Annotated in this window: 26 protein-coding genes, 1 tRNA gene and 1 pseudogene; 10 read left to right on the top strand and 18 right to left on the bottom strand. The window is 62.8% G+C overall.

The window, feature by feature from the left end; all coding sequences use genetic code 11:
• Position 1: 1 nt before the first annotated feature.
• The 3 genes from PATSB16_RS14780 to pncB form a co-directional block, all read right to left on the bottom strand.
• Entirely contained in the window at positions 2–1,420 is a 1,419-nt protein-coding gene (locus PATSB16_RS14780) for a sodium:proton antiporter (RefSeq protein ID WP_047214859.1), read from the bottom strand.
• 97 nt (positions 1,421–1,517) lie between these two features.
• Positions 1,518–2,180, bottom strand: coding sequence for a LutC/YkgG family protein (locus tag PATSB16_RS14785; protein WP_047214860.1), 663 nt, complete (start codon positions 2,178–2,180; stop codon positions 1,518–1,520).
• A gap of 76 nt (positions 2,181–2,256) precedes the next feature.
• Positions 2,257–3,444, bottom strand: a complete 1,188-nt coding sequence (gene pncB / locus PATSB16_RS14790; RefSeq protein WP_047214861.1) for a nicotinate phosphoribosyltransferase — start codon at positions 3,442–3,444, stop codon at positions 2,257–2,259.
• A gap of 236 nt (positions 3,445–3,680) precedes the next feature.
• On the opposite strand from pncB, the gene fdxA reads away from it, so the two are divergent.
• The gene (gene fdxA / locus PATSB16_RS14795; RefSeq protein WP_047214862.1) at positions 3,681–4,004 is read left to right on the top strand and encodes a ferredoxin FdxA; all 324 of its coding nucleotides are present in this window, start codon (positions 3,681–3,683) and stop codon (positions 4,002–4,004) included.
• A gap of 71 nt (positions 4,005–4,075) precedes the next feature.
• Positions 4,076–4,151 (top strand) — tRNA-Asn (locus PATSB16_RS14800).
• 201 nt (positions 4,152–4,352) lie between these two features.
• Here PATSB16_RS14800 and PATSB16_RS14805 read toward each other — a convergent pair.
• The gene (locus PATSB16_RS14805; protein ID WP_047214863.1) at positions 4,353–5,456 is read right to left on the bottom strand and encodes an NAD(P)/FAD-dependent oxidoreductase; all 1,104 of its coding nucleotides are present in this window, start codon (positions 5,454–5,456) and stop codon (positions 4,353–4,355) included.
• Between the two features lie 207 nt (positions 5,457–5,663).
• Here PATSB16_RS14805 and PATSB16_RS14810 point away from each other — a divergent pair, with 207 nt between their 5' ends.
• The 3 genes from PATSB16_RS14810 to PATSB16_RS14820 all read left to right on the top strand — a co-directional run bounded on the left by PATSB16_RS14810 (position 5,664) and on the right by PATSB16_RS14820 (position 7,869).
• Positions 5,664–6,059 carry a DoxX family protein gene (locus PATSB16_RS14810; protein ID WP_047214864.1) on the top strand — a complete coding sequence of 132 codons (396 nt, stop codon included), beginning with the start codon at positions 5,664–5,666 and terminating at the stop codon, positions 6,057–6,059.
• A gap of 61 nt (positions 6,060–6,120) precedes the next feature.
• On the top strand, positions 6,121–6,945 hold the full coding sequence (locus PATSB16_RS14815) for a dioxygenase family protein (RefSeq protein WP_047214865.1): 825 nt from the start codon (positions 6,121–6,123) through the stop codon (positions 6,943–6,945).
• Positions 6,946–6,960: 15 nt separating this feature from the next.
• Entirely contained in the window at positions 6,961–7,869 is a 909-nt protein-coding gene (locus PATSB16_RS14820) for a LysR family transcriptional regulator (protein WP_047214866.1), read from the top strand.
• Positions 7,870–7,951: 82 nt separating this feature from the next.
• On the opposite strand, the gene PATSB16_RS14825 is transcribed toward PATSB16_RS14820, so the two are convergent.
• The 3 genes from PATSB16_RS14825 to PATSB16_RS14835 form a co-directional block, all read right to left on the bottom strand.
• Positions 7,952–8,578 carry a LysE family translocator gene (locus tag PATSB16_RS14825; RefSeq protein ID WP_047214867.1) on the bottom strand — a complete coding sequence of 209 codons (627 nt, stop codon included), beginning with the start codon at positions 8,576–8,578 and terminating at the stop codon, positions 7,952–7,954.
• An 86-nt stretch (positions 8,579–8,664) separates the two neighbouring features.
• Positions 8,665–8,943: a hypothetical protein gene (locus PATSB16_RS14830; RefSeq protein WP_047214868.1), complete on the bottom strand. Its 279-nt coding sequence runs from the start codon at positions 8,941–8,943 to the stop codon at positions 8,665–8,667.
• Between the two features lie 282 nt (positions 8,944–9,225).
• On the bottom strand, positions 9,226–9,429 hold the full coding sequence (locus PATSB16_RS14835; RefSeq protein WP_047214869.1) for a cold-shock protein: 204 nt from the start codon (positions 9,427–9,429) through the stop codon (positions 9,226–9,228).
• A gap of 333 nt (positions 9,430–9,762) precedes the next feature.
• Here PATSB16_RS14835 and PATSB16_RS14840 point away from each other — a divergent pair, with 333 nt between their 5' ends.
• Positions 9,763–10,479 carry a peptidoglycan DD-metalloendopeptidase family protein gene (locus PATSB16_RS14840; RefSeq protein WP_047214870.1) on the top strand — a complete coding sequence of 239 codons (717 nt, stop codon included), beginning with the start codon at positions 9,763–9,765 and terminating at the stop codon, positions 10,477–10,479.
• A gap of 54 nt (positions 10,480–10,533) precedes the next feature.
• Here PATSB16_RS14840 and mdoH read toward each other — a convergent pair whose 3' ends face one another.
• The 9 genes and pseudogenes from mdoH to PATSB16_RS14880 form a co-directional block, all read right to left on the bottom strand.
• Positions 10,534–13,044, bottom strand: coding sequence for a glucans biosynthesis glucosyltransferase MdoH (gene mdoH, locus PATSB16_RS14845; protein WP_047214871.1), 2,511 nt, complete (start codon positions 13,042–13,044; stop codon positions 10,534–10,536).
• Positions 13,017–14,609, bottom strand: a complete 1,593-nt coding sequence (locus PATSB16_RS14850; protein ID WP_083566798.1) for a glucan biosynthesis protein G — start codon at positions 14,607–14,609, stop codon at positions 13,017–13,019. The genes mdoH and PATSB16_RS14850 overlap by 28 nt, the downstream gene beginning before the upstream one ends.
• A gap of 120 nt (positions 14,610–14,729) precedes the next feature.
• On the bottom strand, positions 14,730–15,587 hold the full coding sequence (locus tag PATSB16_RS14855) for an alpha/beta hydrolase (RefSeq protein ID WP_047214872.1): 858 nt from the start codon (positions 15,585–15,587) through the stop codon (positions 14,730–14,732).
• A 105-nt stretch (positions 15,588–15,692) separates the two neighbouring features.
• A complete protein-coding gene (gene panE, locus PATSB16_RS14860; RefSeq protein WP_047214873.1) occupies positions 15,693–16,619 on the bottom strand; it encodes a 2-dehydropantoate 2-reductase in 927 nt (308 codons plus the stop codon).
• Positions 16,620–16,716: 97 nt separating this feature from the next.
• Positions 16,717–17,091 (bottom strand): RidA family protein, encoded by a 375-nt coding sequence (locus tag PATSB16_RS14865; RefSeq protein WP_047214874.1) that lies wholly within the window; start codon positions 17,089–17,091, stop codon positions 16,717–16,719.
• 64 nt (positions 17,092–17,155) lie between these two features.
• Complete coding sequence (locus PATSB16_RS14870; RefSeq protein ID WP_047214875.1) at positions 17,156–17,578, bottom strand: PaaI family thioesterase; 423 nt, start codon at positions 17,576–17,578, stop codon at positions 17,156–17,158.
• A 303-nt stretch (positions 17,579–17,881) separates the two neighbouring features.
• On the bottom strand, positions 17,882–18,691 hold the full coding sequence (locus tag PATSB16_RS14875; RefSeq protein ID WP_237170240.1) for a GumC domain-containing protein: 810 nt from the start codon (positions 18,689–18,691) through the stop codon (positions 17,882–17,884).
• A gap of 117 nt (positions 18,692–18,808) precedes the next feature.
• Positions 18,809–18,982 (bottom strand): annotated as a pseudogene (locus PATSB16_RS21315) (hypothetical protein); the annotation flags it as partial.
• A gap of 385 nt (positions 18,983–19,367) precedes the next feature.
• The gene (locus PATSB16_RS14880) at positions 19,368–19,814 is read right to left on the bottom strand and encodes a MarR family winged helix-turn-helix transcriptional regulator (protein WP_047214876.1); all 447 of its coding nucleotides are present in this window, start codon (positions 19,812–19,814) and stop codon (positions 19,368–19,370) included.
• Between the two features lie 144 nt (positions 19,815–19,958).
• On the opposite strand from PATSB16_RS14880, the gene PATSB16_RS14885 reads away from it, so the two are divergent.
• The 4 genes from PATSB16_RS14885 to PATSB16_RS14895 are packed head-to-tail and all read left to right on the top strand — an operon-like array spanning position 19,959 to position 23,687.
• On the top strand, positions 19,959–21,680 hold the full coding sequence (locus PATSB16_RS14885; protein ID WP_047216626.1) for an FAD-dependent monooxygenase: 1,722 nt from the start codon (positions 19,959–19,961) through the stop codon (positions 21,678–21,680).
• Positions 21,677–21,853 (top strand): DUF2783 domain-containing protein, encoded by a 177-nt coding sequence (locus PATSB16_RS20910; protein ID WP_156884770.1) that lies wholly within the window; start codon positions 21,677–21,679, stop codon positions 21,851–21,853. Before PATSB16_RS14885 ends, PATSB16_RS20910 begins: the two co-directional genes overlap by 4 nt.
• A 42-nt stretch (positions 21,854–21,895) precedes the next feature.
• Positions 21,896–22,642, top strand: a complete 747-nt coding sequence (locus tag PATSB16_RS14890; protein ID WP_237170242.1) for a class II aldolase/adducin family protein — start codon at positions 21,896–21,898, stop codon at positions 22,640–22,642.
• A 46-nt stretch (positions 22,643–22,688) separates the two neighbouring features.
• Positions 22,689–23,687, top strand: coding sequence for a 2-dehydropantoate 2-reductase (locus tag PATSB16_RS14895; RefSeq protein ID WP_047214878.1), 999 nt, complete (start codon positions 22,689–22,691; stop codon positions 23,685–23,687).
• A 36-nt stretch (positions 23,688–23,723) separates the two neighbouring features.
• Here PATSB16_RS14895 and PATSB16_RS14900 read toward each other — a convergent pair whose 3' ends face one another.
• Positions 23,724–25,031, bottom strand: a complete 1,308-nt coding sequence (locus tag PATSB16_RS14900; RefSeq protein WP_052892706.1) for an SGNH/GDSL hydrolase family protein — start codon at positions 25,029–25,031, stop codon at positions 23,724–23,726.
• Positions 25,032–25,110: 79 nt separating this feature from the next.
• A complete protein-coding gene (gene kch, locus PATSB16_RS14905; protein WP_047214879.1) occupies positions 25,111–26,313 on the bottom strand; it encodes a voltage-gated potassium channel protein in 1,203 nt (400 codons plus the stop codon).
• Positions 26,314–26,353: the final 40 nt, after the last annotated feature.

Below are 26,353 nucleotides of genomic sequence, written 5' to 3' on the forward strand. Positions count from 1 at the left end.
ATCAGGCTCCAAAGAACAGGAAGCTGGTCACGATGAACAGTGGCATCAAAATCGCTACGGACCATAGCATATAGCCGAAAAACGTCGGCATCCTGACGCCGCGCTGCTCGGCGATCGCCTTGACCATGAAATTCGGGGCGTTCCCGATATACGTGTTCGCCCCCATGAAAACGGCACCCGCCGATATTGCCGCCAGCGTCATGACCTCGCCCATCAGCGCGTGCGCATCGCCGCCGGCGGTGTTGAAAAACACCAGATAGGTCGGCGCGTTATCGAGAAACGACGACAACAGGCCAGTGGCCCAGAAATACATCAGGTTGTCCGGTTGCCCCTGCGCATCGCTGACCAGACGCACCACGGCACCGAACGCGCCGTGTTCACCCGCCCGCAATATCGCGATGACCGGGATGATCGTCAGGAAGATGCCGGCGAACAGTTTGGCGACTTCCTTGATTGGCTCCCAATTGAAATCGTTGCCGTCGCGTGCGCTGCGCGGCGTGATCGCAAGCGACACCAGCATCACCACGATCAGCCCCAGATCCCGCACGACATTTTGCAGCGCGGCGGGCGTGCCGAACACATCGAACTCGATGCCCGGCCGCCACACGCCGCTGAGCAGCACCAACGCAATGACCGCCGCCAGCAACAGGAAATTGACCTTGCCCTCGAGCCAGATCCTCCGGCTGTCCGGCGTCGGATCGAGCGCGGCCGGCCGCTCCTCTTCCCTGGTGTGATAGAGGTAACTATCGAGCAAAAAGAAGACCACCAGGAGCACGCCGCAGATAAACAGCGTTTCCGGCCACAGATGAATCGCAGTCCAGAAGAAGTCGACGCCTTGGAGGAATCCGAGGAACAGCGGCGGATCGCCCAGTGGCGTGAGCGAGCCGCCCGCATTGGCAACCAGAAATATGAAGAACACCACGACATGCACGACGTGCTTGCGATTGTCGTTGGCCCGCAACAAGGGACGGATCAGCAACATCGCCGCGCCAGTGGTTCCCATAATGCTGGCCAGCACTGTACCCAGTGCCAGCAGCCCGGTGTTCAGGCGCGGCGTGCCATGCAGATTGCCGCGCACGCAAATCCCGCCAGCGACGGTGAAAAGCGCCGCCAGCAGCACGATGAACGGGATGTATTCGGCCATCAGCGCGTGCACCAAACCATGCCACGCGGCACCCACACCATGGACGGCGGCGAACGGCAGCAGAAACGCCAGTGCCCACACGGCCGAAATCTTGCCGAAATGGTGATGCCAGAACTTCGGGGCGAGCAACGGGAACAGGGCAATTGACAGCAGGATCCCCGCAAAGGGGATGCCCCACAGGGCAGACAGACCCGCAGCATCGAAATCGGCGGCACGAGCGGCCACCGGTAGAAATAAGAAAAGTCCGAAAAACACTCGCAGCACAATCTTATTCATGTAGTCCCTGTATCGGTTTTTGTGATGACGGGGCGCTTCGATCCGCACGGCCGGGCAAAGTGCCCGCCCGCCGCGCAAATCAGACGTGACTCAGCACTCAGACGTCATTGACCAACAGCACGTGCACTCGATAAGGGCCATGCGCGCCCAGAATGATCGTTTGCTCGATATCGCCAGTGCGTGAGGGGCCGGCGATGATATTGAGCGCTCTGGGCAATTGCCCAAGCTCGTGGCGCACCAGGTTGAAGGCGTCTTCGTGCGCGTCGACGATGCGCGAGGCCGGCACGATGGCGATATGCGTTTCGGGCAGCAAGCCCGCCGAGGCGAACGTATCGGGGCCGGACGCCAGCACCAGCGCGCCGGTCTCGGCGACCGCGCAAAAGCAACCCGTGACGCCGACCAGATCGGCGTCACGCGGCGGGCGAAACTCGACCTGACATCCCGCAGCCTGCCATGGCAGATCGCTCAGCGTATTCCACGCGATCGCCTGCGCCGGCAGGTTCAACTCGCCCAGATAGGCGGCTACCGCCGACGGCACCCCGGACATGGCGCCGATCGCCTGGACGGTCGTCGACAGCGCCTGCGCTTGCTCGACGAAGCGGGCTACGCGATCGGCTGGCAGCACAGGGCGCGGGCCCTCCGGATGACGCTGCAGATAATCCTCGGCCGCGTCTCTTTCGGCCTGGGTCACCTCGGCCGGGCGCTGTTGAGCGCTGCGAATGCGAGCAAGAATGCGTTGGCGAGCGGCCGAAGTGTCCATATGTTCTTCCTGAAGTATCGCGGGCTTGATGCCCGATTATAACGGCCCGACAGCCCCGGCAAATCCGGCGCCAGCTTCATTGCGCAGGCGCCGGCGCAATCTCGAAGACTTGCCGCAGGTAGGCCAGATAAGCCTCGTCCTCGCACATGTTCTTGCCTGGCGAGTCAGTCAGCTTGGCCACCGGCTGCCCATTGCAGCGAACCATCTTGATGACGATCTGCAGCGGCTGATAGCCCAGATCGTTGGTCAAATTCGTACCGACCCCGAACGCCAGCCGGCAGCGGTCGCGAAACCGCTCGTAGAGCTGAATGACCTTTGGGATATCGAGACCATCGCTGAAAATCATGGTCTTGGTGCGCGCATCCACGCGGTTGTCCTGATAGTGCTGCAGCAACCGCTCGCCCCATTCAAAGGGATCGCCCGAATCATGTCGCGCACCGTCGAACAGCTTGCAGAAATACATATCGAAATCGCGCAAAAAGGCTTTCATGCCGTACACATCGGACAACGCAATCCCCAGGTCGCCCCGATACTCCTTGGCCCACATCTCGAACCCGAAGATCTGCGAGTCGCGCAGGCGCGGGCCGAGCGCCTGGCATGCCTGCAGATACTCATGCGCCATCGTGCCCAACGGCGTCAAACCGTGTTTGAGCGCGTAATACACATTGCTGGTGCCGGCGAACTGCTCGCCGAGCTGGCGCTTGAGGGTGAGGATGACCTCCTCGTGCCACTCGCGCGAAAAGCGCCGCCGCGTGCCGTAATCGGCAATCTTGCAATCCTCGAAGCCCGGCCGCCCCGAAAGCAGCCCGATTTTCTCGCGCAACCGCTCGCGCCCCTCGTCATAGGCGGGCTGCCGCTGGGTATTGCGGAAATATATTTCGTTGACGATCGCCAGCACCGGAATCTCGAACAGGATCGTGTGCAGCCACGGACCGCGAAAGACAATCTCGATCTCGCCGTTGTCCTTGGGCGACGGCGTTATCTCGAGGTACTTTTCGTTGAGATGAAACAGATCGAGGAAATCGATGAAATCGCTTTTGATAAAGCGCATCTGGCGCAGGTATTCGAGCTCCGAGTCGCTAAAGCGCAACCCGCATAGCTGGCGGATCTCGTCGCGAATTTCGTCGATGTAGGGCACCAGGTCGACGCCTTCCGTGCGGCATTTGAAGCGATATTCCACCTGGGCCGCAGGGAAGTGATGCAGCACCACCTGCATCATGGTGAACTTGTACAGATCGGTGTCCAACAGCGAAGTGATAATCATGGCGCCCCGTCGTGCCTGCTCTGGAGGTTGTCGCTAAATAAATCGGCCCGGCCCCGCATCGCCGGGCGGCGAATCCGTTCGCCGCCCCACCTGCCTGACCCGCTCGGCAGCCCCGCCGCGCCGTCTCCCGGCCGATGGTACCGCAAACCACACGAGTGTTCATCGCCCCGAACGGCTGCGCTACAATATTGGCTTTACGCGGCCATCCGCAGCCGCTCGAGCTCCCAGGAATTACGATGACCCACGTTGTCACAGAAAACTGCATCAAATGCCGCTACACCGACTGCGTTGACGTCTGCCCGGTCGACTGCTTCCGCGAAGGGCCCAACTTCCTCGCCATCGATCCCGACGAGTGCATCGATTGCGCCGTATGCGTGGCGGAATGCCCGGTCAACGCGATCTACGCCGAAGAAGACGTGCCGGGCGATCAGCAGGAGTTCGTCGGCCTGAACGCCGAACTGGCAAAGGCCTGGCCCAGCATCACCAAGACCAAGGCGCCGCTGCCCGACGCAGACGATTGGAAAGACGTCACTGACAAGCTCAAACTGCTCGAGCGCTGATCCGCTCAGATTGAGCCGACGAGTTGTTGACACGGCATCAACAAGGCCACTATAATCGCTTTCTCTTTTGATCCCCGATAGCTCAGTCGGTAGAGCGACGGACTGTTAATCCGCAGGTCCCTGGTTCGAGCCCAGGTCGGGGAGCCAAACAAACACAAGCAAAAAGCCCACCGCTCGGTGGGCTTTTTGCTTTGGCGGCCGTCTGCCGGTCACGCATGATCTCCGGGTGACATCTCCTGCTGCGTACATCGATCGCGCGCTTGCTTTTCTCTGCCTGTTTTGCTGGCGTCGAGAGCAACCGCCCGCGCAGTGCCTCGCCCTCCCTTGCCAGCAAAGCCAGTGTCACACTCACTCGTGCCCGATCGCTGCCACATGATCGGCAATGGCCAGCGCAGCAGTCAACCCCGGCGACTCGATACCGAAAAGATTGACGAGCCCCTTCACGCCGTGAACCTGCGGTCCTTCGATGCGAAAATCCGCGGCTGACTCTCCGGGCCCGGCGATCTTCGGGCGGATACCCGCGTAGTCTGCATGCAGCGCGCCGTCTTCGAGGGCCGGCCAATACGCCCGAATCGCGTCGTAAAAGCGCTCCGCGCGGGCGGGATCGACGCGGTAGTCGATCGTCGTCACCCATTCGACGTCGGGACCGAAGCGGGCTCGACCGCCCAGATCGAGCGTCAGATGCACACCCAGCCCGCCGGGCTCCGGGACCGGATAAATCAGGCGGGAAAAGGGGGCCAGCCCGCTCAGACCAAAATAGTTGCCCTTGGCGTAGTAAGCGCGCGGCACATGGGATGCCGGCAAACCACGAATCGCCGCGGCCAGGGCGGGTGCCGCTAGGCCCGCGCAATTGACCACCGTGCGGGCCAACCAGGTGCTCGGTTGTGCGCCCCCGACCTCCAACACCAGGCCATCGGCGGTGAGCTCGACGCCGAGCACCGGGGAGCCAAACGCAAACAGAGCGCCGCGCGCCTCGGCATCGCCCTGCAACGTCAAAAGGTAAGCATGGCTATCGATAATGCCGGTGCTGGGCGAGAGCAGCGCGGCTTCGCACGACAAGTCCGGTTCGAGGCGTCGGGCCTCGGCGCCCGTGAGCGTGCGCAGGTCGTCCACGCCGTTGGCCTCGGCGTGCTGCCGAATCTCCTGCAGCGCCGCGCACTGCGCTTGCCGTGTCGCGACGATCAGTTTGCCGCAACGCCGGTGGGCAATGCCGCGCTCCTCGCAGAAGGCATACAGCATCCCTTTTCCCGCGACGCACAGGCGCGCCTTGAGAGAACCCTGCGGATAGTAGATCCCCGCGTGAATGACCTCGCTGTTGCGCGAGCTGCTGCCCATGCCGATCCCGGTTTCGGCCTCCAGCACGACCACCTCGCGCCCTTGCGCCGCCAGCGCGCGCGCCGTCGCCAAGCCCACCACGCCAGCACCGATCACCACGCAATCGATCTGCTCCATTCGTCCTCCGCCCGGATGGCTTCATCTGCGACCCGCCGGTGTTGCTCGAATCGCTCTATTGACCCGAATTACGGGATAATTAATTTCATTTAGCCCGATTTATTCACTCCCCGGACCCACCTAGAATGATCGCAGGAAAACCCGGGACTTCAAAGCGGCGTAGCCGCCCCGCGTGTCTACCCATCTTTCATTCTGTCAGGAGAAACCGTGATTCAACAAAAAACCGCGCCCTACGCCGCGCTGCTGCTACGCGTGAGTCTGGGTATTATGTTTCTGGCGCATGCCGGCCTGAAAATTTTTGTCTTTACCCTGCCCGGGACCGTGGGCTTTTTTCATTCGATTGGTTTGCCGGGCGCCATGGCCTATCCTGTGATAGTGCTGGAAGTCGTGGGCGGCATTGCATTGATCATCGGCTACTACGCTTCATATTTCGCGATTCCGCTCGCGGCGGATTTACTCGGCGCGATTATCATGGTGCATGGCGCCAACGGCTGGCTTTTCACGAACAAGGGCGGCGGCTGGGAGTATCCGGCATTCTGGATGGTCGCGCTGATCGTGCTGTTCCTGTTGGGTGACGGCGCTTACGCGATCAAGAAGCGCTGACCCTGGGCGGGCTCACGCCCGCTCGTCCTCAATCCATTCGATGTATTCCGGAGAGTTGCGCATGTCACCCCTGCCTACACTATTCGTCTCGCACGGCGCGCCGACCCTGGCGATCGAGCCGGGCCGCACCGGCGCACTGCTGAGCCTGCTCGGCCAGCGCTTGCCGCGCCCGGAGGCCATTCTGCTGATCTCGCCCCACTGGGCGACGCCGCAGCCGAGTGTGGGCAGCCTGATCACGCCGACAGTCATGCACGATTTCAGCGGCTTCCCGCGTGAACTCTATCGGCTCGACTATCCGGCCCAGGGCTCGCCCGCGTTGGCCCACCGCACTGTCGACGCGCTGCGGGAGGCCGGCATTGCCGCGACCATCGATCCGCAACGCGGGCTCGATCATGGCGCCTGGGTGCCGCTGCGGTACCTGTTCCCCGAGGCCGACGTCCCCGTAACGCAACTCTCCTTGCAGCCGCATCAAGCTCCCGATTACCACTACCGGGTCGGGCAAGCCCTGTCGCCGCTGGCACGCGACGGTGTGCTGGTGATCGGCTCCGGCTCGTTCACCCATAATCTGCGCGAGCTGCGCGTTCAGCAGGACCGGATGCCCGGCGCGCGCTATGTCGACGAATTCGCACAATGGTTCGCCGAGCGCATGGCGGCGGGCGATCTGCCCGCGCTGCTCGACTACCGGGCCCATGCGCCGTACGCGGTGCGCGCGCATCCTGGCGACGATCATCTGCTGCCGCTGTTCATTGCGATGGGCGCCAGCGACGACTGGACACTGCAGGCGCATTTCGATACCGGCACGACCTACGACGTACTGCGCATGGATGCCTTCGCGTTCGGATCCGCGGCCCTGGCATTGCGCGAGATCGAGGCACTCGTCGATTAAACCGCGCGAGCGCCGATGAACAAATTACGCGAGATCGAATGCTTCATCGCCGTCGTCGAAGCCGGCAGCTTCATCAGGGCTGCAGAGATCGTCGACGCCTCCAAGACGGCCGTCTCGCGCCACGTGGCCGATCTCGAGGCGCGACTCGGCACGCGGCTGTTGCAGCGTACGACGCGCAAGCTGTCGCTGACCGAATCGGGGCAGGAATATTTCGAGCGATGCCGGCAAATTCTGGCGGAACTCGATCAAGCCGACACGCTGGCCGGCGCGCACACGGTCAAGCCGGCCGGCCTGCTGCGCATCAACGCACCGCTGGCGTTCGGCGTGCGGCATCTGGCGCCGCTATGGCCGGTCTTCATGCATGAGTATCCCGACATTACGCTCGATATCGAACTGTCGGACCGATTGGTGAATATCGTCGAGGAAGGTTACGACCTGGGCATCCGCATCGCCCGCCTGCCCGACTCTTCGCTGGTTCACCGCAAGCTGGCCCATACGGAGGTCATCGCCTGCGCCTCTCCCGCTTACCTGGCCGCGCACGGCACGCCCGCCCACCCCGCCGAGCTGGTCTCGCATCAAACGATCAGCTACAGCTATGCGTCGCACAAGGATGAGTGGCGGTTCAAGGGGCCGGATGGCTCCGTGTCAGTCAAGACGCGGCCACGCTTCTACGCGAATAACGGCGACACGTGCCTGGCGGTGGCCCGCGCCGGCGCGGGTATCATCCTTCAGCCCGACTTTCTGGTGGCGCAAAGCCTGCGCGAGGGAGAGTTGATCCGATTGTTCCCGGACTATAGCGCCGCCGGCATCGACATCTACGCGGTCTACCCGACTCGCAAGCATCTGACGGCCAAGGCGCGGGTGCTGGTCGACTTCCTCAGCGACGCGTTTGCCAAGCCCGGTTGGGCCCGTCTGGCCCTATAGGCAATTCAGAAAATGAGCCCGCCACCATAGCGCTCACTTGATGGGGCTGCAGCCGGTGCAGCCGGACGGGACGAAAGGCGGGTTAGCGATGGACCGCAGCCATCAAAGCGCCGAATCCCATGAAAACACCGCCGCTGAGCCGGTTGAAAGCCTTCAACACGCGTGTCTGCCTGAGATACGGCGCAACACGCAGTCCGCTCGTCGCATAGACCGTGTACCAACTCACTTCGATCACTGCGAAGGTTGCGAGCAAAATCGCGAATTGCGGCAGCTTGGGCGCGGCAGGGTCGATGAACTGCGGCAGGAAAGCCGCGGCGAAGAGAATCGCCTTGGGGTTGCTGCTGGCCACCAGAAAGCCGCTCTTGAACAGCGAGCGGCGCGTGGCCTTGATCAATACTTCAGCGGTTTCCTCGGCCACTTTGCTCACCGGCGCACGCCAACTCTTGATGCCGAGATAAACGAGGTAGGCAGCACCCAGGTAGCGAAGCGTGTCGAACACGACCGGCCACGTTTTGAGTACCGCGCCGAGTCCGGCCGCGGAGATCGACATCATCAGCAGCAACGCACTCATGCACCCGGCCATCGTGGCGACCGACGGTCGCAGGCCATGCCGCGCGCCGTGCGTCATCACCAGCAGCATGTTGGGCCCTGGCGTAGCGGAAATGAGGAAAACCGTCACAACATATAACCACCACGTCTGCAAGCTCATGTGTCACCCGGAACAAGTACGAACCGAAGACGGCTGGCACACCCGCGCGACCGCCTCGATCAAGACCGGTATCGTAGCGCAGTTCGTCAATGAACGTGAGGATGGTTGTAATGTTCGAGCCGGATGCTCTCCCAGTCGGCGACCTGTTCCAGACTGGCCAGACGCCGAATCTCGTTCTGCCCGGCCTTGGTCAATAGAGCGATGACCAGCGGATAGCGAACACCGCTGACTTCGTAGTCGCTGCGTGTCGACTCGATCAGGCCGAGCGAGCGCAGATAATCGAAAAGCGTCGAGCGTTTATACCAGGGAACCTTACGCAGCTGCACGTGGCGCAGTGCGTCGAGCACAGAGCCGTTTGAGACCATAACCTTCTCCTTGTCGGACGCACCGCCATCTCGTGGAGGATGCGATCCACGCGAACCCAGCCGCCGATTCAGAATTCGGTTGATGCACCTCGCCAATGTCCCGGTGGCTGTTCACGCAAGGTTCATGATACGCCGCGGACCCTCTGCGGTACAGAATAAATACCGAGGGAAAATACCGAAAAAAAATGGCGGGCGGACAGCTTTGAATTGCTGTCCACCCGCCATCCGTATCGTTTTACGGGCGCCGCGCCCCTTCGGACACAACGCCGCGTTCAGCGATGCTTAGAGCGGCTTGATGTTGGCGGCTTGCTTGCCCTTCGGGCCGGTCTTAACTTCGAACGACACGCGCTGGTTTTCTTGCAGCGACTTGAAGCCTTCGGTCTTGATTTCCGAAAAATGAGCAAACAGATCTTCGCCGCCTGCATCAGGGGTGATGAAGCCGAAGCCTTTAGCGTCGTTGAACCATTTGACGATACCAGTATCCATGTTTCTTTCCAAAAGATAAAAATCAAACAATCGAGATGAAAACCATCCCGCGAACGCACGAAAATCAAGGGGAGGAAATGAAGAACTGAAGTACCGGCGAATGCTGGAGAACAACAATGAGCAACAACTTCGCACTTGACAATCTGCGTGGGCCTTTATACGCCGGATTTAAAATCGTGTCAAACAATTTATTTACCGCCCCGCCAGCACTGCCCGTGCGCCCGACGGTTTTTTCAGTGTCGTCGCGGCACCCCGCGCCGCTTGCATTTACAATCCCCACTTTTGCCAACCACCGCGAACCCCAACCGGATTCGCGAACCCGCCACAGACAGGATGATCAGCGCAGCTCCCTTGCACACTCGAGCCCCTCTTTCACGCGCCCGCCGGCGACTCACATTGCTGCTGCTTCCGGCTTTGCTTGCCGCTTGCGCATCAGCTCCCTCCGGCGGCCCGGTCGGTGACGGCTATTACCGCGTCCGCTCCGGCGACACGCTCGGCAAGATCGCGCAAACCTATCGTCAGAGCGTCACAAACCTGACGCGCTGGAACAATCTCTCCAACCCCAACCGAATCGACGTGGGCCAGGTGCTGCGCGTAGCGCCGCCGGTCGGCGCCAGCGGGGCCGTCAGCACTCAAACCGTGGCGCCGGCGGCAGCCAGTGACAATACCTCGGCGCCGGCAAGCAGCATTGCGCTGCGCTGGCCGGCCCAAGGCCCCGTCATTGCGCGCTTCAACGGCACCAGCAACAAGGGAATCGATATCGGCGGGCAACTCGGCCAGCCAGTGGTCGCAGCGGCCGCCGGCAAGGTCGTCTATGCCGGCAACGGCCTGCGCGGCTACGGCAATCTGGTCATGCTCAAGCACAGCGGCGGCTTCCTGACAGCCTATGCCCACAACCGGGTCATCCTGGTCAAGGAGGGGCAGTATGTCGCCCAGGGCCAGCAAATCGCGGAAATGGGCAATACCGACAGCCAGCGCGTCCAGCTGCATTTCGAGTTGCGCCAGCAGGGCAAGCCGCTCGATCCGTTGCGCTACCTGCCCAGCCGCTAGACTTTCGCTTGACTCGCTGGGCCGCCAAGGGGCAGCCGCCTTCTGGGCGCCAATCTAGAGGGAAGAGCGCAGATAACCTTGCTGCAGCCCGCCCGACAGGGCGGCACGCCAGCCCGGGTGAGCGTCGGCTTGCGTCCACACCGCCAGATGCAGCGCGGACAAGGCCAACGGGTCGCTCAACAACTGGCTTTTCTGTTTGTCGGGCAAGACCTCCGGCCCGTTAGCCAACGCCTCGCGCACCCATTGAGCGCGCCGCGTCGAGTCGTTGCAGCGCGCCGGGCGCAGCCTGGCGCTCGCGCACGCGACCGCGTTGGCCACCGGATCGACCACGGCTTTGACGAAATCCGGCCCCGCGGGAGCCATCTCGGCATACTTCTGCGCCCAGCGCAATTCCTTCGGCGGCCAAGACTCCTCCGGGATCAGAAACAGGCGCATGCGACGCAACCGCTGGCCCAGCGACACCCGGCTCGAGAATACCGACAGCGGCACCGACAGCGCCAGCGCGCCTACGATCGGCAACAGCCAGAGCAGGTAGGCCGGATTGAGCCAGTAGACACCGGCGGCCCAAACGATGCCCAGCAGCGAATGCCACCCATGCCGGCGTAACGCCTCGCCCCAGGTCGTTTCGGCGTCCTCGCGCGGGGGTGACTTCCATTGGATCGACCAGCCGGTGAAAGCCGCCACCACGAACTGCGTATGGAACAGCATGCGTATCGGCGCCAGCAAGGCGGACAGCAACATTTCGATAGCCAGGCCCAGCGTCAGGATGAAAACGCCGCCAAAGCGCGTCGCGTCCTTGAACCACAGCAGGATGACACTCAAGATCTTGGGCAGAAACAAAAGCGTCGCAGTCGCGCTGAACAGCGCGATGGCACGCTCGGGATGCCATTGCGGCCACAACGGGAACAACTGGCGCGGCGCGACGAAGTACTGCGGTGCCACCAGCGTGTGCTTGGCCAGCATCACGGTGGAGAGCAGCAGAAACAAAAACCATAGCGGCGACGACAGATACGCCATGACACCGGTGACGAAAACGGCGCGGTGCACGCCATGAATGCGCTCGGCCAGAAACAGCCGAAAATTCATCAGATTGCCCTGACACCAGCGTCGATCCCGCTTGAGTTCATCGAGCAGATTGGGCGGCATTTCCTCGTAGCTGCCCTGCAAATCGTAGGCAATCCAGACCCCCCAGCCGGCGCGCCGCATCAAAGCGGCTTCGACGAAATCGTGCGACAGGATCTCGCCGGTCAGCACCCCGCTGCCCGGCAACGGTGCCAGCGCGCAATGCTTCATGAACGGCGCCAGGCGAATGATCGCGTTATGGCCCCAGTAGTGCGACTCGCCCAGTTGCCAGTAATGCAGCCCCGCTGTGAACAGCGGGCCATAGACGCGCGAAGCAAACTGCTGCAGTCGCGCGTAAAAAGTTTCGCGGCCCGCCGCGAGCGGCGCGGTCTGAATAATGCCGGCGCCCGGGTTGGCCTCCATCATGCGCGCCAGCTTGCCAAGGCACTCGCCGCTCATGATGCTGTCGGCGTCGAGCACGATCATGTAGCGATAGTTGCCGCCCCAGCGCCGGCAAAAGTCGTCGATATTGCCGCTCTTGCGCTTGACCCGGCGCTGCCGCCGGCGATAGAAGATGCGGCCGAAGCCGTCGACCGCACGGCACAGCGACAGCCATGCATCGGTCTCGGCCACGCATACGTCGGGATCGTTGCTGTCGCTGAGCACGAAGAAATCGAAGGCCGCCAGATCATCCGTTTTGGCCAACGATTCGTAAGTCGCCCGCAGGCCCGCAAACACGCGCGGCACGTTCTCATTGCAGATCGGCATGACCACCGCGGTTCGCGCGCCCTCGGCAAGCGGCTCCTGACCGACCGCCGTGCGTGAAATGACGTAGCGGTCACGGCCGAACAGCAGTACGAAAAACCCCATGATGGCCGTCCAGAAACCGGCTGATACCCAGCAAAACAATATTGCGAACAGAATCAGCGCGACGATCTCCAGCGGATCGCGCCCCTGATAGGGCAGCACGGTGCTCATGAAGTGGGTGGCCAGCGCCGTTTGCGCCAGCGTCAGGACCAGCAGCATCATGCGCCGGACGCGGCCGGCATGCCGCCAGCGGCCCCGCGGGTCGGGAGAGTCAGGGGCCGGCGCGCGAGCGCGCCCGCCGAACAGGCCGCCGAGCCAGCGTGACAGCGGGTTGAGCGACCACGGGTGCGGGCCAATGGGCGTACGCGCCACCGTCGGCGCACTGACGATCTGCACGCCACCGCCACGGCCATGTTCGGCGATCACCGGCGCCGTGTCCGCTTGCGGGGCTCCGTAGGCCAGCTCGAGCCGCTTGAACACCGATCCATAGGCAGGCTCGTCCGACACCTGCGACGCGTCCCCGGCCAAGGCCCGATGCAGGCGCAACAACGCCTGAGCATCGCCGTCTTCGCGCCCGCCCACCTGCGCCAGCAATGCCTGGCGCTCGTCATCGCTCAGCGGTAGCTGATCGGCATAGCGCTCGCTCGCCGGGACATCCTCGCGGCGGTTTATTCTGGGGGTAACAGGTAGCTCCACGTTTCGGACAAAGTAGTGTTTGCACTGTGCAAATAAGCGCGCAGCTCGACAGGTTTTTCATTGTCGAGGCGGCGCATGCGCAACAACAGCCGCCAGCCTCCCGTCACATCGTTATGCTGCGTAGATGCCTCGAGAATTTTGCCATTGCCGTCAGCCGAAACACTACCTTCCACTTTGGCGTCGGCCGGAAGCTTCTTGAGTGCCGGGCCCTCGAAATCCAGGGCAAACAAAATACTGCCGTCGGGCTTGCCTTGCGTGCCCTGTGCGCGCCGCGTTTGCATGACCCATGAGGTCTGCGGGCGCTCGGCATCATCTTTTCCCCACAGCAGGCGATACTCGAAGTCGTACGGCTGCTTGGGGTGAGGCGACCTATCCGGTACCCAATAGGCGACGATATTGTCATTGGTCTCGTCCGGCGTCGGAATCTGCACCAGCTCGACCCGTCCCGCGCCCCACTTGCCGCGCGGCTCGACCCAGGCGCTCGGGCGCAGATCGTAGCGGTTATCCAGGTCCTCGTAACTGGAAAAATGCCGGTCACGCTGCATCAGGCCAAAACCCGCCGGATTGGTCAAGGCATACGAAGACACCAGCAGCCGCTTGGGATTGACAAGCGGCCGCCAGATCCACTCGCCGGTGCCGGAGTGAATCGACAAACCGTCTGAATCATGCACCTCCGGCCGGATACTGGGCACCGCGGCCGGCTGATTCTCTCCGTAGAGGTACATACTGGTCAGCGGCGCGATGCCAAGCTTGCTGACATTCCCACGCATGAAAATACGCGCCTTGACGTCCATCTCGGTGTGCGTGCCCGGCCGCAGGATAAAGCGGTAGGCACCGGTCACGCTCGGGGAGTCGAGCAATGCGTAAATCGTTAGCTCTTTCGCGCCAGGCGCCGGACGCACGATCCAAAAGTCGACGAAACGCGGAAACTCCTCACCGGAACTGAGTGCCGTATCGATCGCCAGTCCCCGCGACGACAGGCCATAGACCTGTCCCTTGCCGACCGCCCGAAAATAACTCGCGCCGAGAAACACCAGCACCTCGTCCTTGTACTTGGGCGTATTCAGCGCGTAGTGCACGCGAAACCCGGCAAAGCCGAGCTTGCTCATCTGCTTCGGATCGAGCTTGTTCGGGCCGTAATCGAACATATCGGGATTGAACCGAATCGGCAGCACCCGCCCATCATCGACTTCATTGATGTGGACGGGGTGATCGTAGTACGAGCCCTCATGAAAAAAGCCGAGCTCGAAGGGCAGCTTGGCGCCCCGCCAATAAGTGTATTGCGGCTTGAGGCGGATCTCGCGGTACTGCTGGTAACTGAGATCGCGCAGCGCCTTGGGCAGATTGGAAGGCTGTGCCTTGTAAGGGGTAGCCGCCATCTTCTGGGCACGCCAGGCGACATCGCTGAAACTGAATGCGTGGGCGCTCGACTGACCGAAACCACCTGCCAGCGCCAGCACGGCCCCGGCTGCGAAAAATACCAGTCGGCCTCTGTCATGCGCGCGTTTGACCGCGCCAGGTATCCGCCTGAACGGATTCATGGCCAGCAGAAGTGTCATCAGCATGTATTGCTCTTATTACGATCGGCGACGAAAAAAATTGCGCCAAAGCGGCGATTTTACGCGTCTCAGGGAAATCCCGCAGTAACAATGCGTAACTTGCGCGCCGGGCTGCCCGGAGGTCATCTATTGGCGAGACAGATGCAATCCGGGTTGGTTCGGCAACGCGGCACAGCGGTGTGCGCGCACGTCATCGAGAAACGCGTCGACGGTCGGCACGATGATTTTCTCGATCGCTCCGTTACCATAGCCGAAGCCGGCCAGATTCATGTGAGTGGCGCGATCGATCACGCCCAACCAATGGCAACCGGCAGGCAAATCGGCAAACGGTTGCGCGCGCACTCGCCACGAACCATTCGGGGCATCGTCGAGCGTGCCGGTCAGCAGCAACAGGGGTTTGCTCAAATTGCGCCAGGCATCGGCAGGAAATATCGGTCCGCGCCCTTCCGGCGAAAGGGCGACATAAGCGTCGAAACGATCACGCCCCTCGAGTCCGAGCCGATTTCCGGCGCCGGCCTCGAGCATTGCCGTCACGGCTCCCATCGCATGGCCGATCAGCACCGCCACTGGCGCGCGACACCGCGCGTGAGCCCAGGACAATGCCGCGGATAAATCCTCAAGGCGATCGCGGTAATCGCCCGGGGCGGTCGACGACGAAAACAAATCGTGCCGAAAGCGCCCGTTACGCAAACGGTCGCGCAGTGATTCCGGATCACGCTCGCGGTGCAGCAGCATCACTGCGCGCCAGCCGTGCCGCTGCACGGCAGCGGCCAGATAAGTCAGGCCGCCGCGGTCATCGCCGCTTCCGGGCGAGAGCACCGCCAGCGGCGCACAGGCGCCCCCGCTGGCCGGCGTATAGACGGCCAGCCTGGCCTGGCGACCGTCCGGCCGGCGCACCGACATGACGCTTTGTCCGCGCGCCAGTATCGCCACGCCGCCGCAAAGAAGCAGCAACATCAACGACCGCAGCCATTTTCCGGACATGGGATCCCCGCGCAGCACAAAACAGATTCCCGGCTATCTTAACGCGGATTAGGTCGGATTCCTCAGAGTAAACAGCAACGCCTCACGGGCGCTGGCCGGCGGGTCTCAAGCGGCACTGTCGCGGCGCGCCAGGTAGGCCTGCAGGTGACACCAGGCCACGCGCAGCACCGGCATCTCGACGCCCGCGAGCTGGCCGCGGCGGATCATGTCGCCGACGATGTGCTCGCCCTCGATGCGGTAGCCCGCTTCGAGATCCCGCAGCATCGACGCGGTCATCGGCGAGCCTGGCGCGGTGAGCGTCTTCAGCGCGGCCTTGCGCGCCGCCTCGCGCATTACATAGCCGCCGGCGCCTGCCACCGCCTCGCATTCGGCATAGATCGTCTCCATCATCCAGCGGCCCTCGTCGGTTGCCATGATCGCGCCGATGCTGGCGCGCATCAGGCAGGTCGAAGCCGCCAGCGCGGTGAGAAACACGTATTTTTCCCACACGTCCTGCATCACGTCATCGCTCTGGCGTGTCTCGAAATTGGCCCCGGCAAAACGCTCGGCGATCGCCAGGCAGCGGGCCGCGGGCGTCTGCGCGTCGCGCTCGCCGAATACCAGCGTGTGAAAGTCGCTGAGATGACGAATTTCGCCCTCCGGGCCCTTGACCACGCTGATCAGACACAGCCCGCCCAGCACCCGATCGCGGCCGAACGCCGCATCGAGCCGATCATAGTGACGCAAGCCGTTGAGAATCGGCAGGACGGCCGTGTCCGGCCCCACCGCCGGCGCAATCGCCTCGATCGCACTGTCCAGATCGTAAGCCTTGCAACTGAGCAAAACCAGATCGACCGGCGCAAGCCCGTCGGCCGTGGTGTACTGCACCGGCATCTGCAAATCGCCGCGTGCACTCTTGATCACCAGCCCGTGGGCGGCGAGTTCGGCAGCCCGCCCGGGTCGCACCAGAAACGTCACGTCCGCGCCCGCCTGCGCCAGGCGCCCGCCAAAATATCCGCCCGTGCCGCCTGCGCCCAATATCAGAATACGCATTGCACTTCCTTCAGCTACTCATCGAGTCAACGATCATAGCGCAGCCTGTGCCCCGGATACCGCTGCCCCCCGGCGCGCCGGGGGGGCGCTCGGGACGCTAGGCCAGCGCCGTCACCTGTACTTCCAGCAGGCAGCCGGGCGCCAACTGCGGCGATACCGTTACCGTGCGCGCCGGCTTGTGCTCCCCCATGACCTGCGCGTAAGCGAGATTGACCTCGGGCCAGTGACCCATGTCGGTCAAATACACCGTGACATTGACGATGCGCTCCAGCGACGAGCCGGCCGCGCGCAAAATCTGCTCAACGTTGACCATCACCTGCCGGGTCTGGGCGGTGGCGCCCTGCGGCGGGTTGCGCCCTTGCCCGGGAACGAAGGGCAATTGGCCGGCAACGAATACGAAGCCGTTGGCAACGATGGCCTGACTGTAATGGCCGGCCGGCGCCGGCGCTTCGGGCGTAAAGCATGTTTGCATGATGTAAAAAAGGACAGTCGGGAAAAATATACGTTGGCGGGTGCCGGGCACCCTGCTGAGCGTGCTAGTAAAGCACCATTTGAGTGCAGCGAAACAGCGCAATCGTCCGACCGTCCGGATCGCGCACCGTGGCATCCCAGATTTGCGTGCTGCGCCCCAAATGCACGGCCACGGCCTCGGACTGCAGCCAGCCCTGCGTGCAGGTGCCCAGAAAATTGCTTTTCAGCTCGATGGTGGTGAAATTCTTTGCCTCCGGCGGCAAATGCGCCAGACAGGCGTAACCGCAACTGGAGTCGGCCAGACCGATCACGCTGGCCGCGTGCAAATAGCCGTTGGGCGCCAGCAGCTCGGGCCGTACCTGCATCCTGGCGCTCAGGCGGCCTTCGGCAAGTTCGGTAATCTGCAAGCCGAGCCAGTCGGGCAATGATCCCTGCTGGCGGTGGTGCAGAAATTCGATGGAAACGTCGGGCCGCAGCATTGCCTTCATGATGTTCTGTTCCTGGCGGTCGGTGACTGATTCGGACGGCAGACGCACCCGCTGCGGCGCAAATACGGTCCCGCGCCACGGGTCGTGCCCGCATGGACAACCCCGACAGCATATAACGGTTCGCGGCGACGCGCCTGCGGCGCCGCCAATGCCTGTGATCCTGGGCATCGGGGCGCGGCATGACCCGACCATTCAGAAATCGATCGGCGACACCCTCGCGAGAACAGGAAAATGCAGCGGGCCGGTGCCCGCATCAAGACGAGTGCGGACGCACCCGGCAATTTGCCCGGCGCGGGGGACAGCTCAAGCCGCGATCCGGGTCAAATGCCGGGCGGGCATGTCCGGCTCGGTCGGCTGCATCAACGCGTCGAGCAGCAGCACCATCACGCAGGCGGCCGCGGCGCCGAGTATCAGAGACAACGCAAGCAATACCGGCATGCTCGGGCCAGAGCGATGATCCGGCAGCGTCGGGCCGGAGACGAAACGCGCTTTCTGCAAATACGCAGCCTTCAGCCGATCGGCTGTGAGCGAAATATCGTTAAAGACCTCGCGCACCTGATCGTTGGCCAGATCCTGTGTCTTGAATGCGTCTTTCTGGTCGGCCAAAAAGGCTGCCAGCATCGCGGCTCCCGTAAGCGGCTGACGGCTGATTGCCTCGACGCGCACAAAAAAGGCATAACGCAATGCATTTTGCGCCGCATCCCGCTCCAGCGTGTGAATGCGAGCCTTGATGTCGGCAATGCCCGAAGCCACCCCCACCAGTTGCACGACCGGCGACAAATAACGGGCACCGTCGGCCGCGTTCGACAGCAGTTGCCGGGCGTCGCCCCTGGACGCCTGCGGGTATTGCGTGGCGATTTCCTGAAGCGCCTTTTGCTTCTCCAGCGCCACCGAGAGTTTCAATTTTTGCTGAATCAGTTGATTGTCGATCTCTTGTTTGCGCCGCTGCGCAGCACTCGCCTTGTCGCGCACCGTGCTCATGAAGGCTTGCTGCAACAGCGTGTCTTTAATGAAATCGCCCAGAATTTTGACGCGCGCCTGTGCGCTGGCCGGCGACTCGCTGGTCAGTGAAATGGAAAAACCCAACAAGGTTGGATCCAACGGCGTTTTCATTCCATTCAAGTAGAGTAAATCGTCCTTCGAGTACGGGAAAACCGCCGAGGCATTCTTTTGCAGAAATTGATCGCTCAACTCGTTGCTCAAATAGATAGCGTCGCGATCGTTCTCGAGCTTATTGGCCACCAGAAAACGTTGAAAATCCCTGTTGTCGGCAAGCGCGGCTTTTGCAGCGTTATATTCCGTCAGCTGCATCGGCAGTTGCAGAAATCCACTGCTTTGGTACTGGCATTTCTTTATAAAAATCAATGCAAATATCACTGCGGCAAAAACGACGGTAAACGCCATGACATGCACTCGCCTTCGCCACAAGCACAGAACCAACTGTCGAACGTCGATGATATCTTCTTCTTTGTTATTTAATACTTCTAACTGACTCACGATTACCGCCTCCCGCTATTTGTTGGAGGTTTGCGTCTCCCCGCAAGCTCTTACCCACTTTATGATGGCCCGATCATACGAGAGATTGCGGCAATTTCGCAAGATGGCGAAGCGTAGTTTTAGAAACTTTATTCAAGTAAATATTACATTTTTATATTCTAATTATTAGATTATCTAAGTAATTTATATTTTTTGTTTTTCGCTGAAGCTATTTTCATTGAAAACATCTCTTATTCAGCCCGATCAATTACTGAATAACAGGGTGACGCGCCTCGAGCCTTTACCCTCCGCCTCACCCCAAACGTTCCGACTGCACCAGCAGCTTGTCGAGCAGCCGCTCAAACGTATCGTGCTCGTCCTCGCTCAAACATGAAAACAGCCCTTCGTAGTAGGCTCGGGCCTCGGCGAATGCGTGCTTGTAGGCGATCTTGCCGGCTGGCGTGAGCGTGACCCTGACCGCGCGTCCGTCGTGCTCGTCCGGCACGCGCGCCACCAGGCCGCGTTGCACCAATCCCTCGGCGCCGCGGCTGGCCTGGCTCTTGTCGAGATTGGCACGGCGAGCGAGCTCCTGAATCGATAGCGAACCCGCCGAGCCGATCGTCACCAGCGCGCGCCCCTCGCTCAGCGACAAACCCGAGAGTTCCGTGTAACGCGCCCCCATGCGCCGATCGTGCTGCTTCATCAGCCGGTGCATCTTGTAAGTCAGAAACGCTTCGAGACTTCGTTGCCTGGATTGCATTAAGTAATTTCCCTGAATCCGATTCAATTTAGTTGCAAACGCAACCATATCACACTAATATCGTTGCTAACGCAACTAAATCGTCCTTGCCGCCGGGCGCAAACGCGCTTGGCCGGCAACGCCCTGTCATCGCCCGCTCACATCATGCACCAGCCAGACATCCAGCCACGCGCCTCGCTGTATTTCCAGTACCAGGTCTATCCGTACGCCCGCCCACCGCAAGCCGGAAGCACGGCGCCTGCGACGCCTGTCACCATCGTCGGGGGCGGTCCGATCGGCCTGGCGACCGCATTATTGCTGGCCCGGCATGGCGTGCGCACGGTGATACTGCAGGCCGAGCAGCAAGTCTCGGAGGGCAGCCGCGCGATCGTCTTCACGCGCCGCTCGCTGGAAGTTCTGCAACAGGTCGGCGTCGCCGAGCGGGTGCTCGCCAAGGGGCTGCCATGGCATAGCGGCAATTCGTTCTATCGCGGCCAGCGGGTGTTTCGCATGGAGGCGCCCAGCGACGACGACGATCGATTCGGACCGCTCATCAATCTGCAGCAAAACATCCTCGAAGAATATCTGGTCGACGCCATCGCCCGGGAGCCGCTGATCGATTTGCGCTGGGGCAACCGGGTCGAATCGCTCAGCCAGGACGAGCGCGGCGTCACTCTCCAGGTCGATACCCCGGAGGGCCCCTACACGCATCGCAGCGAGTGGCTGGTCGCCGCCGACGGCGCGCGCTCGACCATTCGTCAGGCGATGAACCTGCGCCTGGTCGGCGACAGCTACGAGGGGCGTTTCGTGATCGCCGACATACTGATCGATCTCGACCTGCCGACCGAGCGCCTGGCGTTTTTCGCACCCGAATGGAATCCCGGCAATACGGTGCTGATGCATCGCGAGCCTGGCAATATCTGGCGCATCGACTATCAGTTGCCGGCCGGCGAGAGCCCCGAGGACGCGTTGCGGCCCGAAGCGCTCAAGCAGCGCATCGACGCCCAGCTGGCGATGATCGGGCGTGGCGACACGCCCTGGCAGCTCGACTGGTGTTCGGTGTATTCGGCCCGTGCGCTGACGCTGCCGGAATTCGTGCACAACCGCGTCGCATTTGTCGGCGACGCAGCGCACCTGCTGCCGATTTTCGGCGTGCGCGGAGCCAATACCGGCTTTCAGGATGCACTCGACCTGGCATGGAAATTGGCTGGGGTGGTCAAGGGCTGGGCGCCCGCCACGTTGCTGGCGGCCTACTCCGCCGATCGCGTCGGTGCCGCGCGCGAGATCATCGCCGAGGCCGGCAAGAGCACCCGCTTCATGACCCCACCCTCGCACGGCTTCCGTCTGCTGCGCGATGCGACGCTGGCATTGTCGCTGCGTCACGCATTCGTGCGCCCGCTGTTTCACTGGCGCACCTCGCGCGCGCACGACTATCTGCATTCGCCGCTGAACAGCCCGGACGACGACAACGCCCAGATGGCCGCCGGCCCGGTCGACGGCGCGCCGCTGCCCAACGCCCGTCTTGGCGCGGACGATTTTCTCTACGATCATTTGGGCGCCGCGTTCCATTTGCTGTGGTTCAGCGACGGCGGCGCGCTCGATGCGGCATGCGCCGCCGAGATCGATGCCTGGCGCGCGCGTGGCGTGCCGCTGCGCGTGCTTGCCGTGGCCGACGGCGCCGGCGACGAGGCCGTTGCCGGCGCCGACGAAACGCTGCGTGGGGCCGCCGCGCATCTGCGCAGCAAATACGGCGCCGCGCCCGGCACCGCTTACCTGTTGCGTCCCGATCACCACGTCTGCGCGCGCTGGCGTACGCTCAGCGCGGTGCGCCTGCGCCGGGCGCTCGACGCCGCCACGACCCGCCTGAACCAGGAGCCTCACGCATGAACCCGAATACCGCCGGACTGGAAAACATTTACGACACGCTGGCACTGGCCATCGACGCCACCGCGCCGGAGCAACGCGAGCTGTTCCTGGTCAAGCTGGCGCTGCTGATGGCTCACGCGATCGGCGACGAGCAGCGCGTGACTGGCTTGATCGCCGATGCGCAGCAGGATTAGCATCGTCCAACTTGCCTCACGCGTTCCTTCAGGATGAACGATATGACCTCACCCCGCCAAGATACCAGCGAATCCTCCCTGCGCATCGAGCTGGCCGCGTGCTATCGCATCTTCGCGATGCTGGGCTGGACCGAACTGATCTACAACCACATCACCGTGCGCATACCGGGCCCGGAGCGCCACTTTCTGATCAATCCGTTCGGCCTGCATTACAGCGAAGTCACGGCGTCCAATCTGGTCAAGATCGACCTGCAGGGCAATGTCGTCGGCGCCTCCGACTGGCCGGTCAATCCGGCCGGCTTCACGCTGCACTCGGCGATCCATGCCGGCATTGCCGACGCGCATTGCGTGATGCACACGCATACCACTGCCGGCTGCGCGGTGGCCTGCAGCGCCGCCGGCCTGTCGATGGACAACTTCTATTCCGCGCAGCTGTATAACCGTCTGGCCTATCACGACTTCGAGGGCATTACCGTGCATGCCGAAGAGGGACCGCGCGTGGTGCGCTCGATCGGCGCCGCGCAAGTCGTCATTCTGCGCAACCACGGGCTACTGTCGTGGGGCACGACGATCCCGCAGGCATTCGCCTATTTATGGACGCTGCAGCGCGCCTGCGAAATTCAGATGGCCGGCGCCGCACTCGGCCCGACCATCGCGATCCCGCAATCGATCCAGCAGCAGGCCAGCGCCGACTCTCTGCAGTTCGACCCGCGCTACGGTGCCGGCGCCGATGTATTCGCCGCGCTGCAGCGGCAAGTCGACCGCCTCGACGCGTCGTATCGGCAATAGCCGCGCCAGGCCATGTCACAGTCATGCCAACCCGACCAGGACACTCATGAAAATCTGCGTATACGGCCTCGGCGCCATCGGCGGCCTGATGGCAGCCAAGCTCATCAAGACGGGTAATCCGGTCAGCGCCGTCGCGCGCGGCGCCACGCTCGAAGCGTTGCGCCGCGACGGCCTGACGCTGATCGACACCGACGCCGCCGGACAACGACAGCGCACAGTGCTGCCGATCGAGGCGTCCGAGCGTCCTGCCGAGCTCGGCGTGCAGGATCTGGTGATCGTCGCAGTCAAAACCACTGCCCTGGCGGCGGTGGCCCGCGAGATTCGACCGCTGCTCGGGCCCGACACCATCGTGCTGTCGGCGATGAATGGCATCCCCTGGTGGTTTTTCCACGGCCTGACGGGCGCGCCGCCATCGATGCAATTGGAATCGGTCGATCCGGCCGGCGCCATCTCTCGTGCAATACCGCCCGAACGCGTGGTCGGCTGCGTGGTGCATCTCGCGGCAACGACGGAGAAGCCCGGCGTGATCCGGCACGTGGCCGACAACCGGCTGATCGTCGGCGCCCCCGACGGCGCGCTCGGCCCTCGCGTGCAGGCGATCCGCGACATGCTGGCCACGGCCGGTTTCAACACCGTCGCGAGCGAGCGCATTCAGCAGGAGATCTGGTTCAAGCTTTGGGGCAACATGACGGTCAATCCGATTTCGGCAATTACCGGCGCGACCGGCGACCGAATTCTCGACGACGACAACGTGCGTCACTTCATGTCGGCCATCATGCGCGAAGCCGCTCATATCGGCCAGCGTATCGGCGTGCCGATCGACATCGATCCGGAAGAGCGCCACGTGCTCACGCGCAAGCTCGGCGCATTCAGGACCTCGATGCTGCAGGATGTGGAGGCCGGCAAGCCGGTCGAACTCGACGCGATGGTTGCCGCGGTCATCGAGATCGGACGCCAGGTTGGCGTGGCCACCCCCTGCACCGACGCGCTATTCGGATTGGCGCGCCTGCACGCGCGCGTGCGCGGGTTGTACCCGGACGCGTAAGCGTGCCCGCTGCACGGCGCGCGGCCGGGCGGCGGCCTAATCGAGCGGCGAGTTCGGCGCGCCGCGCTGAGCCACCTGGGCCGGCGCCACCAGCAATCCGAGCGGGACGGCCGCGGCCATCGCGGCATAGCCGGCATCGCTCGGGTGCACATGGTCGCCGCAGTCGAAACGCGGCAGCAACCGGTCCGGCATCGTCGGGTCGCGCAACGCCGCATCGAAATCAATCACACCGTCGAAGGCGCCGCTGGTGCGGATCCAGTGATTCACGGCTTGGCGCACCCGTTCGCGCTCGGGCGGCAGCGACGCGGGCAACAGCGTGCCGCCCAGAATTCGGACCCCGCGCGCATGGGCCTGCGCAATCACCCGGCGATACCCGGCGATCAAATCCCTGGCCTGCACCACCACATGCGGCGCATCGCAGTCCAGCCCCCGGCGCGGCGGCGTGGCGCCGAAATTGATGTCGTTGATGCCCACCTGCAGGATCACTGCCCGCACGCCGGGCTGCGCCAGCGCGTCGCGCTCGAAGCGGGCCTCCAGCCGCTGCCCGTAACACGCGGAATCGTTCAACAGCCGATTGCCGCTGATGCCGAGGTTCAATATCGCGACATGCCGCGCTTCGGTGCCACGCAGGCGCCGCGCAAGCGCATCGGGCCAGCGCCGGTTCTCGTTCAGAGTGGAATGCAGGCCGTCGGTGATCGAGTCGCCGATGGCGGCCACCGCGAAGGCGCTGGATCGCGTGTCTACCGCGACGCCGGCAAGCCACAGGTACGCGGTCGTGTGTTCGCGGTAGGCCTGGCCATCGAAAATCTCCGCATAGTTGCCCGGTTTCGAGATGTAGTTGACCTGGCTGGCCACCTTATGCCACGTGGTCGGAGCGCCCGGCTGCGTGCTGTAAAGGCTCACCGCCAGCGCGGCGCCGGCCGGCACGTCCAGCGAGACCGGATCGCTGGTGAGCTCGGCGCCCGGCGCAATCACTGCGGCGCGCTGGCCGCCGAAACTCAACAGCCGTTCGGTGTTGGGCCGCAATACCGCGCCGCCGCCCGACAGCGCCACGGTCGCCTCGTCGATGGCCAGCGGCTGCGTGCCGAAGGTATTGCTGAACGTCACCCGTACGCGTTGCCCGGCCAGGCGCGAGTATACGATTTGTCGCACCGTACGGCCGGTGACCGTCGGCGCGCGATCATAGGATGGGGCTGCACGATTCTGAGCCACCGCCTGCGGCGCGGCCGCCCAGGTGCCGACCCAGTGGCCGCCCGCCCATGCCGGCATGCCGAGCGGCGCAAGAGCAATGGCAAACGCGGCGCGCGCCACTGTGCGCGAGAGGGCAAAACGAGAGAATTTCATCGGGAATATCGATAACGAAGCGAGCCGTGATTTTGCCTCAAAGCGCGCGGCGTCGTCCCGGCGCGCCGCAGCCTGGCGCTCACAGGCCAACCCCATTGTGCGAATCGAACAGCAGACTGGCAATCAGGTCGCTATCGATCGTTTCCTGGTTCAGCGTGCGCGCGAGCAATTCGCCAGCCAGCAGTTGCGGGGAAAAGACCATGTCCGACTGGAGCCGCTTGATGCGCTGCAGGTTCTTCGAGTCATTGACCAGCGCCACGGTCTTGACCTGCGGGGCTTCTTCCTTGATGGCGAGAATCACGAAGGCGTTTTCGGCATCCTCATTGCGCAAGGCAAGCGCCACGCGCGCGGTGGCGATACCGGCCCGGTGCAGCGTCTGGGAATCGCTCGGGTCGCCGATCACCACGTCGGCATTCTCCGGGTAGTTGTGCTCGACATTGGGCGCCACGATCATGGTCAGCGCGCATCCGCGCTTTTTCAGCCCTTGATAAACGCTATAGGCAATCGACGACGTCCCGACGATCACATAATGATTTTTGCGCGTCACGCTGGATATCCCCCCTCTGACGATGCGTTTCAGATTGCCGCCGACCAGCGGCCCGATCACCGCGCCGATCGACGTCGCGAACACGGTAATGCCCAACACGATGATGGAGGCCGTGAAAAACCGCGCGGTCTGGCTGTGCGGCACGATATCGCCATAGCCCACCGTCGACATCGACACGATCGAAAAATAGAACGCGGTGCCGATATCGTGGATCGGTGGCGAAAAATCGGCACCCAGATACAGTGAACCGAATACCGCATATACCACCAGCGAGGCCACGCTGAGGATCGCGAACAGGCTGCTGGCGGCCAGGCTCGTGCGGTCGAAGCGCCTCCAGTAGTACACCAGCACGAGCGCCAGCGCCAGCGTGTAGCCGAATATCGTCACATTGCGATAGTCGCCCCACAGACTGATGACCCCGGCGCCGATCAGCAGCAGCAACGAGAACACCCAGGCCACGCGGGCGCGCAGCACGATCCCGATGCTCATCCAGATCAGGCCCGCGGCGATCACGATCTGAGGAAACGCCAGCAGGCCGAGCGAACTGAACACGTCGAGCCAATTGCTGAACAACCCGCCGCCCTGGTGCTGATGCGCGCGCTCCAATACCGGTTGCAGCAGCATCAGGCCATTGACCAGCAGCAGCGCGCCCAGATACCAATGCGGCGCCAGCGCGTGCACAGTACGCTCGATCCGGTTACCTAAAACCTTGAGCGAGTTACCCAGTTTGCCCATCAATCCATTTCCGTGCCAGTGTCAGGCGATACCTTAACAG

This window comes from Pandoraea thiooxydans, from assembly GCF_001931675.1.
In the GTDB taxonomy this organism is placed as follows: Bacteria; Pseudomonadota; Gammaproteobacteria; order Burkholderiales; family Burkholderiaceae; genus Pandoraea; species Pandoraea thiooxydans.